Annotated in this window: 10 protein-coding genes; 2 read left to right on the forward strand and 8 right to left on the reverse strand. The window is 60.1% G+C overall.

The features are described from left to right. A partial coding sequence (locus APH41_RS01605; protein ID WP_218187860.1) for an AlgP family protein occupies window positions 1-612 on the reverse strand: 612 nt, incomplete at its 3' end. A gap of 192 nt (window positions 613-804) precedes the next feature. Between APH41_RS01605 and APH41_RS01610 the strand changes: the two genes are divergently transcribed. Then, complete coding sequence (locus APH41_RS01610) at window positions 805-1,482, forward strand: FKBP-type peptidyl-prolyl cis-trans isomerase (RefSeq protein WP_034129038.1); 678 nt, start codon at window positions 805-807, stop codon at window positions 1,480-1,482. A gap of 53 nt (window positions 1,483-1,535) precedes the next feature. On the opposite strand, the gene APH41_RS01615 is transcribed toward APH41_RS01610, so the two are convergent. The 7 genes from APH41_RS01615 to APH41_RS01645 form a co-directional block, all read right to left on the reverse strand. Beyond that, complete coding sequence (locus APH41_RS01615) at window positions 1,536-1,994, reverse strand: Rsd/AlgQ family anti-sigma factor (protein ID WP_034129039.1); 459 nt, start codon at window positions 1,992-1,994, stop codon at window positions 1,536-1,538. A 209-nt stretch (window positions 1,995-2,203) separates the two neighbouring features. After that, window positions 2,204-2,725, reverse strand: a complete 522-nt coding sequence (locus APH41_RS01620; RefSeq protein WP_034129040.1) for a disulfide bond formation protein B — start codon at window positions 2,723-2,725, stop codon at window positions 2,204-2,206. 236 nt (window positions 2,726-2,961) lie between these two features. Beyond that, window positions 2,962-4,203 (reverse strand): heme biosynthesis protein HemY, encoded by a 1,242-nt coding sequence (locus APH41_RS01625; protein ID WP_054917106.1) that lies wholly within the window; start codon window positions 4,201-4,203, stop codon window positions 2,962-2,964. A gap of 5 nt (window positions 4,204-4,208) precedes the next feature. Continuing rightward, window positions 4,209-5,324: a uroporphyrinogen-III C-methyltransferase gene (locus APH41_RS29235; protein ID WP_034129042.1), complete on the reverse strand. Its 1,116-nt coding sequence runs from the start codon at window positions 5,322-5,324 to the stop codon at window positions 4,209-4,211. Window positions 5,325-5,342: 18 nt separating this feature from the next. Continuing rightward, window positions 5,343-6,101, reverse strand: a complete 759-nt coding sequence (locus tag APH41_RS29240; RefSeq protein WP_054896010.1) for a uroporphyrinogen-III synthase — start codon at window positions 6,099-6,101, stop codon at window positions 5,343-5,345. Continuing rightward, entirely contained in the window at window positions 6,098-7,039 is a 942-nt protein-coding gene (gene hemC, locus APH41_RS01640) for a hydroxymethylbilane synthase (RefSeq protein ID WP_034129044.1), read from the reverse strand. The genes APH41_RS29240 and hemC overlap by 4 nt, the downstream gene beginning before the upstream one ends. Window positions 7,040-7,177: 138 nt before the next feature. After that, window positions 7,178-7,924 carry a LytTR family DNA-binding domain-containing protein gene (locus tag APH41_RS01645; RefSeq protein ID WP_034129045.1) on the reverse strand — a complete coding sequence of 249 codons (747 nt, stop codon included), beginning with the start codon at window positions 7,922-7,924 and terminating at the stop codon, window positions 7,178-7,180. A 500-nt stretch (window positions 7,925-8,424) separates the two neighbouring features. Here APH41_RS01645 and argH point away from each other — a divergent pair. Then, on the forward strand, window positions 8,425-9,811 hold a 1,387-nt coding region (gene argH / locus APH41_RS01650), incomplete at its 3' end, for an argininosuccinate lyase (RefSeq protein WP_054917108.1).

The following is a 9,811-nucleotide window of genomic DNA, read 5'->3' on the forward strand; positions in this document are numbered from 1 at the left end:
AGCAACTGGCTTAGCGGCCGGTTTGGCAGCAGCAGTTTTAGCAACTGGCTTGGCGGCTGGTTTGGCAGCAGCAGTTTTAGCGGCTGGCTTCGCGACTGGTTTGGCAGCAGCAGTTTTAGCAGCCGGCTTGGCGACTGGTTTGGAAGCAGCGGTTTTAGCGGCTGGTTTGGCAGCAGTTTTAGCGGCTGGCTTCGCGGCTACTTTTGCAGGCGTACGAGCACCCAGTGCCTTAGCTACGGCTTCCTTCACACGGCCAACGCCTTGGGCCAATTTCAGGCTTTCTTGAGCGTCTTTTTTGAGTTGGGAAATGTAGCTGCGGGTTTCGGCTTGGCGATCCTTGAGAGCATCCAGCAGCTCTTCAAGTTCTTTGACCGCGCCTTTGGCTTTGGCTTGCGCCTTGGACTTGCCGGCAGTGGCGGCGTCTTGCAGTTTGGTGCGGGACTTGTGCAGTTTTTCTTGCGCTTTACCGCGTTGCTTTTCCAGTTTGGCGAGCAGTTTTTCTGCATCAGCCAAGGCTTGGGAGCACGCGCTTTCCAGATGTTCGAGCAGGCTGCCCGAAAGTTGTTGGAGCAAGTGCAACGGGGTATTTACAGGCTTCTGTTTGGCCGACATGGTTTACCTCCTGGCTGACGTGGGTGCGGCTCATACTAGCCCTCTGCTCTTACCGCCGCTAGGGCATGTTGACAGTATCGTTTGCGTTGCGTTGCAACGTGCGAAAATTCTTATCGATATAACGGAAAACCACGTCACTTTTTACGCAGCCGCACTGGCATAATCCGTCGCACTTTCGCCGGGAGAATGCCCATGTCGCGTTACCTTTTTCTAGTGTTCGGCTTGGCGATCTGCGTGGCCGATGCAAGCGAGCAACCCTCTTCAAACACCACCGCCGCTACCCCGCACGATCTTGCCTATAGCCTGGGCGCAAGCCTTGGCGAACGGTTGCGCCAGGAAGTCCCCGACCTGCAGATACAGGCTCTGCTCGACGGACTCAAGCAAGCCTACCAGGGCAAACCACTGGCGCTGGATAACGCGCGCATCGAACAGATCCTCGCACAGCACGAAGCGCAGAACGCCGCCGACGCCCAACGACCTCAAAGCGAAAAAGCACTCGCTGCCGAGCAGCAATTTCTCTCAAAGGAAAAAGCCACCGTCGGCGTTCGTCAGTTGGCCGATGGGATCCTGCTCACCGAGCTGGTAGCGGGCACTGGCAACAAGCCGTTGGCCAGCGATGAAGTGCAGGTTAAATACGTGGGCCGACTGCCTGACGGAACTGTCTTCGACAAAAGTACGCAACCGCAATGGTTTCGCCTCAACAGCGTGATCAGCGGTTGGAGCAGTGCATTGCAACAGATGCCGGTGGGTGCGAAATGGCGTCTGGTGATTCCTTCAGCCCAGGCCTATGGCGCAGACGGCGCAGGTGAGTTGATCCCCCCCTATACGCCGCTGGTGTTCGAGATCGAACTACTCGGCACTCGCCACTGACCCATAAAAAAACGGTGCGACATGCGCACCGTTTTGTATCTCCCCGCCGAGGGTCAGGCCTGGACAGCAGCCTTTTGTTTGTGGGCCGTGTGCAACACTTCGATCAGGCAATCTTCCAACTCGAAACGCTCATGGAGCAGACCGCCGAGCTCCTTGAATTTTTCAGCAACACACTTGCCTTCATCACACAGATCATTGAAGGCCAGCAGCTTCTCGGTGATCACATCAATGCGCGGGTAAAGGGTTTCGGCCAATTCCAATCCGCGCTTGTCATTGAAGGCTTTCGCTTCGCCGGTCAGCTGCTCATAAACCTCAAAATGACCCGCAGACACGTAGTCCACCAAAGACCCGCAGAATTCTTGCAGAGGCTTTTGCTTCTCAGCCAATGCATCGGGATGGGCACCAAGAGTGTCATAGGCCTGAATCAGTTCGTGGCGCTCCAACAGCCATCTATCGATCAGCTTATGCACCCCACCCCAGCGTTCCTGAGCATTCTGACAACTTTCCAACATGATGATCTCTCTTCCCTATTGGGGCGCCGCAGCTCTGTACCTGCGCAACACTTCAAGGATGAAGCAGCAGACGGACAAGGCCGTGTCTGACAAGCGGTTTGGATAACGCGTGCGGGCCAGATTATGCCCGCATGACTATGGCTTCAAGGTACGCAGGAGAGAATGTTCATACAAGTGTTTAATCCGCTCCTACAACCTGAGTCTTGTTTTCAAGGCGTTGCGAGGCGCAAATGCCTGTCGAACAACAACCGTGACACCTGCATGAACCCCAGGATCAGCATCGCCACGAAGAACAACAGACTCCACTCAGGCAGGCTCAGGTCAAACAGCGTCCAGTTGATTTCGACACAATCGACCGTGCCATTGAACACCGAGCGCATTGCCTGCCAGACAGACAGGTTTTCAAGCATGTGCTGCACGCTGGGCCAGCAATCCCCGACCTGACTTGCCGGCCTGTTCTGCAACAGCACTTGCCTGCCTGCGGTGATGGCGCCCAGCAACGCACAGGCCATGCTCGCCAGCCCGTAGAGGCAATGGCCGGAACGCCCAGGTCTATGAAGCGCGGCAATCAGGTTGATCAAGGCAAAAGACGCGAGGAACAGGCGCTGTACCTGGCATAGAAAACAAGGTCGTAGCAGCGCGCCGTATTGAAGGTAGAAAGACGCGCCCAACGTCAGCGCACCCGCCATGAACGCCAGGAAAAACAAAGAGCGTAAAGGGGCCAAAGACATTGTTTATCCGCACTGCAAGAGATAGGTCGCTACGGTAGAGGAAAGGCCCGACCCCTTTCAATACGCCCTAGAGCAGACATTTCCTCGAAAACATAAGGACATCCCGCCACGGGCCCGAGGAAATTCAGTTACAACAAGTAGGAATTAGTAACAAGGCCAGTTAAACCGAGTGTTTTCAAGCGTTGAAGGAGCGGGTGTCGGATCGGTCCGAGCCAACCCACTCACCCTTTCCTACTTCAAGCTCGCGCAGGCACCGGCAGCGGCGAAGACAGCAGGCGATTGTCGAGCAATCCCAAGCCTTCCTGAAACAGCTGGTTGCTGCGCTCGGTGTCGCCCAATTGGGCCAGCAGGCGAGCCAATTCGGCGCAGGCTTCGGGATTGCGCTGCACTTGCAGGCTGCTTTCCAGATAATCCCGCGCCTTGCCCCACAGACTGTTTTGCAGGCACAGACGGCCCAGCGTCAGCAACAGGCTGGCATCGCCTGGGTGGTCCTTGAGCCAGCCTTCGGCAAACTTCAATTGGCGCGCAGGATCACTGCCGCGCAACAGGCCGTACAACCGGATCAAGTGGCTGTCATAACCGCGCTTGAGAGCACCACGCAGCACTTCTTCGGCCTTGGCATCCGCGCCCAATCGACGCAGTTGGTCGGCATACGCCAACACCAGTTGTGGCTGTTGGCGCTGGGCAGTGGTCAGTTGCTCCCATGCGCGTTCCAAGGACTGCAACCCTGCTTCGCCTTGCTCTTCACGCTGGGCCGCCAGGCTCAGGTTCTCGCCCCAGGCGCGACGCTCCAGCTCGGCCAGTTCATTGGCGGGCAAGACTTTGTCCTTGCGCAGCTCAGGCAGCAGGCGAATCACAGACGACCAATCGCCACGCTGCTGATGCAGGCGTTGCAGTTGTCGCAGCACTTGCGCGTTATGCGGGTGACGCCCATGCATCGCCTGAAGAGTGACCAGCGCGCCTTCCGTATCACCTCGATCCATCTGCAATTGCGCGTGGCTCAAGGCAATGGCCAGTTCGGCCTGGGGCTGGCGCTCCAGAGCGCGCTCCAGCAAGCCGTCGGATTCCTCATAACGGCCCTGTTCATTAGCCGCACGGGCGGCACCGATGTAATACAGCAGCGGCTGACGCTCTGCTTCGGCGGCGCGGTGCAAGTGGCGCTCCGCACTGGCCCAACGTCCCTCGGCGAGGTCCATCTGGCCTTGCTCGATAGCGATCTGAACACGGCGGCTGCGATTGCGCCGTGACCAGGGGTTGACCACGCCACCGGATGTGGTGACCAGGCTCCACAACACGCGGACCAGATAAATCGCCAGGCCGATGGCAAACACCGCCACCAATGTCGCCCACAGGCTTGATTCGTAATGCAGCAGGTGAGGATAGGTAATCAACACGTAGCCGGTGTGCTTCGAAATGCCTACACCCAGGGCCAGGGCGAGCGCAATTGCGAGCACCAGGATCACATAGAAACGCTTCATCAGCTCTACTCCTGGGTCGCCGGTTTGCCAGCCGCGGCCTTGGCTTCGTCGGCCGACAGATGACGACGCTCAAGGTACGCCTGCACAGCGGCCAGGCTCGCGGCCAGGTCAGGCGTGACCACGGACACGGCCTTGGGCTCAAGCTCGGCAATGCGCGCCAGCATCGCCTTGCTCTGCGGGTTGTCCTGGTTGAAGTTGTCCTGCAACACGCTGCGCGCTTCCCCCAACGAGCGGCTGTAGACGGCCGCCTCGCCGTTAAGCGCAGCCCATTGGGCTTGCTCCAGTGCCAGGCTCAAGGCCAGGCGCACTTGGTTCAGGCCTTGGCCTGCCAGCAAGGGACGGATGTTGTCATCCGGGTTGAAGTCAATGCGGAAATAACGGGAGATCTGCTCCCACCACTGGCTCAACTGGTTCTGCGTATCGCTGGTGGGGCGCCCCTGGGAAGCAGGCTCCGTGAGCTGATACTCCGGGGCAATCGCCGCCAGTTGCACCACCTGGTCACGCAAGGCGGCCAGTTGCAGGTACAGGCCGGTACGGTCCGGTTGCTCGGTGCTGCGCAGCGCGGCCAGGCTCTTGGCCAATTGCTCCCGTGCCGCGAAAGCCCCTGGGTCGCTCTGTTCGCGAAGAATCTCGTCGGCACCCTGGACCAGCGACTGGGCGCTGTTAATGTCTTGCAAGGCGGACAAACGCAAGCTGGCCAGACGGATCAGATGCTCGGCCTCGGCCAGGCGCCAGTCCTTGCGGCTGGCACCCAACACGGTTTCCAGACGCTGGTTGAGGCGCTGCTGATCTCCCTGCAACTGCGTGACCAGGCGGCGACGCTCTTCCAGCTCATCCGCACCCGGCAACTGCGCCAGGCGGGCGGCCAGCTGTTGCTGGCCTTGCTTGAGGCTCTGGGACTGGTCATCCAGGGTCTGCACCTGGCCCAGTTGGTGCTGGCTGCTGGCTTGCAGGGCACGGACCTGCCAGATCCCCCAGCCGCCGGCGGCTACGCCCGCAGCGCCCAACAGCAAGGCGACGACGGCCAGGCCATTGCCACGGCGTGGCGCGCTGACCGGTGTCTCGACCGGCGCATCAAGCGCGGGCTGAGCTTCATCTTTAGGCAAGGCTGTTTCGCTCACGTATCCGTCCTTTGCGTATCAGAGAGTGGGAACGGGATAGCTCCCTAACGCCACTAACAAAGCCGCGGCACTCGCGCCGCGACAATCCACAACTTTTTCTGCACCCGCCGCCCGCGCCATTTCATATACACGCGGGCTGGGCACGAACAACGGCAGCTGTGCCACCTCTGGCCAATCGGGGCCGGCTGACGCGTGCAGGTGTAAAAAACCCTGCCCACTGCTGACCACCAGGCCGTTCAAGCGTTCCAACTGGATGCGTTGCATCAACGCGCCCTTTTCATACACCGGAAGAAAACGCCGATACAATTCCAGGTAATCGACACTAGCACCTTGCTCGCGTAAACGCTCTGCCAGCAACTCACGCCCGCCCTCGCCGCGCAGGATCAACACCCGGCCGCCCGGCAGTGCAATAGCCTCGCGCAAGGCGGGCAGTTCAAGCAAGGCCTCGCTATCGTCGCCAGTGGCGGGATAGTGAACCTTGAGGCCATGATCGGCCAGTATCTGTGCCGTCGCCGCGCCGACACTGAACCAGGGCATTGGCGGCACACTGTCCCCCAACCGCTGCAACGCCAGGCGTGCAGCCGGCTTGCTCACCACGATGACGGCGCAATAGCGCGGCAGCGCGCCGAATACCGCGCGTTGCTCAGCAGTCACCGGCAAGGCTTCGGTCTCCAGCAAAGGCAGGCAGCTGCTGTGAATGCCGCTCTTGGCCAATAACGCCGCCACGGCCGTCGACTCCTCGGCAGGCCGCGTCAGCAGCACTCGCCATTTGGTCACTGCGGGCCGGCCTCGCCATAGACTTTTTGCAAAATGGCACCCGCGCCTTTTTCCAGCAGTTCCTCGGCAACCTGAATCCCCAGTGCCGTGGCATCACGCTGCGGCCCACGCACCTCGGCGGTCAGCAGGTTACCGCCGTCCGGATCACCGACCAGGCCACGCAGCCACAGGTTCTCACCTTCGAGTACGGCATAGCAGGCGATGGGCACTTGGCAGCCACCGTTGAGGTGTTTGTTCAAGGCACGCTCGGCGGTAACACGCACTTCGGTGTCCGCGTGATCGAGAGGCTTGAGCAGTGCGTGAATTTCGCTGTCGGCGGTGCGACATTCGATGCCGACTGCACCCTGCCCGCCAGCTGGCAGGCTGTCTTCGACGCTGATGGCCGAGGTGATGCGGTCTTCAAAGCCCAGGCGGATCAGGCCGGCAGCGGCGAGGATGATCGCGTCGTATTCCCCGGCGTCCAGCTTGGCCAGGCGCGTGTTGACGTTGCCACGCAAAAAGCGGATCTGCAGGTCGGGACGCCGCGTCAGCAACTGGGCCTGGCGACGCAGGCTGGAGGTGCCGACGATACTGCCTGGCGGCAATTCGTCCAGAGACGCGAAGGTGTTGGAAACGAAGGCGTCGCGCGGGTCTTCGCGCTCGCAGATACAAAAAAGGCCCAGGCCTTCAGGGAAGTCCATGGGCACGTCTTTCATCGAATGCACGGCGATGTCGGCTTCGTTATCCAGCAGCGCAGTTTCCAATTCCTTGACGAACAGGCCCTTGCCGCCGATTTTGGACAGTGGCGAGTCCAGCAGCTTATCGCCGCGACTGACCATGGGCACCAGGGAGACCTTGAGGCCGGGATGGGCCTGCTCAAGGCGTGCTTTGACGTATTCGGCCTGCCACAAGGCCAAGGCGCTTTTACGGGTGGCGATGCGGATTTCGCGAGAGGACATGGATCAATCCGTACTGAATAGATACGGCGGATAATAACAGCTCAGGCAAATACGCTTTGATTTGAATCAGCAAGTGCGGGGCCTCCCTGGCCACGTCGCACCGGGATAAGGAATGCAGACCGCGCCGCAGCCCTTGGGCTAAAGCTGCTGCATCATTTTGCGCACGCCAGCGACATGGCGTCGGCTGACGATCAACGCATCGCCATTGAGCCCCTTCAGGAATAACTGAAAGTGCCCCAGGGGCGTGCGCTGCAGGCGCTCGATACGTTCACGGGCGACCAGCGCGTTGCGATGAATGCGCACGAAACGCTCGCCAAACTCGTCTTCAAGCGCCTTGAGCGGCTCATCGAGCAACACTTCACCGGTCTCGTGGCGCAAGGTCACGTATTTGTGATCGGCAATAAAGTAGACCACCTGGCCGAGTGGGATCAGTTCGATGCCCTTGCGGGTACGCGCGCTGATATGGCTGCGTGGCCCGTTACCACTTTGCGCAGCCGGTTGCGTCAAGGCAGCCAGTTGGGCGCGGCTGGGACGCTCGGCTTTTTTCAAAGCTTTGAGCAAGGCTTCAGCAGTGGCCGGCTTGACGAGAAAACTGACACCGCTGTCTTCCAGCGCCTGTGCAGAAAACTCATCCTGCGCCGCACACAACACCACGGCAGGCGGCGATTCGCGTTCGCTCAGGCGGGCGGCGACCTGCAGGCCATCAAAGCCCGGCATCCGGATATCGAGCAGCACTACATCGGGCTTGTGGCTGTCGATCAGCGTCAACGCCTCCTCGCCACTGGTGGCACTCGGTTCAAGGACTGAATAACCCTCAAGTTCACTGACCAGACGGCTCAGTCGCTCGCGGGCTTGGGGTTCGTCATCAACGATCAGGACATTCATATTGCGCTGGATTCCTGCGTGAGTCTCGCACAAGGATAGCGTAGACAGGTGCGGTGACTGACGTCACAGCGATCCACGCTAAGACTAGCGCGAGCGGCAAAAAGTGCCCTGAGAATGGCACCCAAATTTACCCGGACCTGTTCAATAGCGCCCAAGACCCGCTGCATTCGGGCATCGTCGTAGGGTTCACTGATAAACAATCCGAATACCCCCCTGTTTAATGGATAGTCTGGTTATGACCGCATCACCCGACTTTGGTGCATTCACACACTATCAGTCCAACTGTAGACGCTCAGTGAGGCGACATTGCTCAATCGTCAAATATCGTTTCAATAAGTACCTGTCACCAGTCTCGTCCTGGATGCGGTCGGCGGCAAGGCACTTAGCCATCTCTTACACAAAAAAATTGCCGACCACCCGCAGCACCGCCTCCACGGGCAACCCTGTTATGATCGCCTGCACACCTTCATGCCTCTTTTAAGCAGATCACGAGCGAATCCATGAGCACCGACAAGACCAACCAGTCCTGGGGCGGCCGCTTCAGTGAACCCGTCGACGCCTTCGTCGCGCGCTTCACCGCCTCCGTCACCTTCGATCAACGCCTGTACCGCCACGACATCATGGGCTCCATCGCCCACGCTACGATGCTGGCCAAGGTCGGCGTGCTGACCGACGCCGAGCGTGACAGCATTATCGACGGCCTGACCACCATCCGCGGTGAGATCGAGGCAGGGACGTTCGACTGGCGCGTAGACCTCGAAGACGTGCACATGAACATCGAGGCACGCCTCACTGATCGCATCGGCGTGACCGGCAAAAAACTGCACACCGGCCGTAGCCGTAACGACCAGGTCGCCACCGATATCCGCCTATGGCTGCGCGATGAGATCGACCTGATCCTGGGCGAAATCACCCGCCTGCAAAAAGGCTTGCTGGAGCAGGCCGAGCGTGAATCGGACACCATCATGCCCGGCTTCACCCACCTGCAGACCGCACAACCCGTGACCTTCGGCCACCACCTGCTGGCCTGGTTCGAAATGCTCAGCCGCGACTACGAACGCCTGGTCGATTGCCGCAAGCGCGCCAACCGCATGCCGCTGGGCAGCGCTGCACTGGCCGGCACCACCTACCCGATCGACCGTGAGTACACCGCACAACTGCTGGGCTTTGACGCCGTGGGCGGCAATTCTTTGGACGGCGTGTCGGACCGTGACTTCGCCATTGAATTCTGCGCCGCAGCCAGCATCGCGATGATGCACCTGTCGCGCTTCTCCGAAGAGCTGGTGCTATGGACCAGCGCGCAATTCCAGTTCATCGACCTGCCAGACCGCTTCTGCACCGGCAGCTCGATCATGCCGCAAAAGAAAAACCCCGACGTGCCAGAGCTGGTGCGTGGCAAGAGCGGCCGTGTGTTTGGCGCGCTGATGGGCCTGCTGACCCTGATGAAAGGCCAACCACTGGCCTACAACAAGGACAACCAGGAAGACAAGGAACCGCTCTTCGACGCCGCCGACACCCTGCGCGACTCGCTGCGCGCCTTTGCCGACATGATCCCGGCGATCAAGCCCAAGCACGCGATCATGCGTGAAGCGGCACTGCGCGGATTCTCCACCGCGACCGACCTGGCGGACTACCTGGTGCGCCGTGGCCTGCCGTTCCGTGACTGCCACGAAATCGTTGGCCACGCCGTGAAGTACGGTGTGGACACCGGCAAGGACCTTGCGGAAATGAGCCTGGAAGAACTGCGCCAGTTCAGCGACCAGATCGAGCAGGATGTGTTTGCCGTGCTGACCCTGGAAGGCTCGGTGAATGCCCGTAACCATGTGGGCGGCACTGCGCCGGCACAGGTCAAGGCAGCGGTCGTGCGCGGCAAAGAATTGCTCGCCA

This window comes from Pseudomonas sp. NBRC 111138, assembly GCF_001320835.1.
Classification (GTDB): domain Bacteria; phylum Pseudomonadota; class Gammaproteobacteria; order Pseudomonadales; family Pseudomonadaceae; genus Aquipseudomonas; species Aquipseudomonas paracarnis.